This window comes from Pectobacterium brasiliense (assembly GCF_013449685.1).
Classification (GTDB): domain Bacteria; phylum Pseudomonadota; class Gammaproteobacteria; order Enterobacterales; family Enterobacteriaceae; genus Pectobacterium; species Pectobacterium brasiliense_A.
Genome location: NZ_JACDSF010000091.1, coordinates 1 through 277, shown reverse-complemented (window position 1 = coordinate 277; position 277 = coordinate 1). Strand labels below are relative to the sequence as shown.

Here is a 277-nt window from a genome sequence, read left to right as displayed (position 1 = left end):
CCGTTTGGTGTAGCGCCAGTTGCGTGGCGTGCTGGCCTCTCCGAATGCTGCCGCTATCTGCTGCTTTTCCTGTCTTTCCCGCTGCTGCGTCTGACGTGCGGCGCTGGCGGCGGCGGATTGCTGACGAATCTCGGCCGGATAGTGGTAACGGATAACGAATGCCTGCGCGGGGGAATCGTGATCCAGCACGTTCAGCTCCAGACTGTAATCACGTTTTGAGGTCACCACGAAGAGGTTGGTCTTCCAGTCCTTCGCCGTGGGCAGGAACACCTGGCTG

1 protein-coding gene is annotated in these 277 nt (G+C 60.3%); it reads right to left on the bottom strand.

Going from position 1 to position 277, the window contains the following annotated elements; translation table 11 throughout:
- Positions 1-277, bottom strand: a 277-nt coding sequence (locus H0248_RS21260) for a TrbG/VirB9 family P-type conjugative transfer protein (protein ID WP_180787394.1), incomplete at both ends; no start/stop codon positions are given.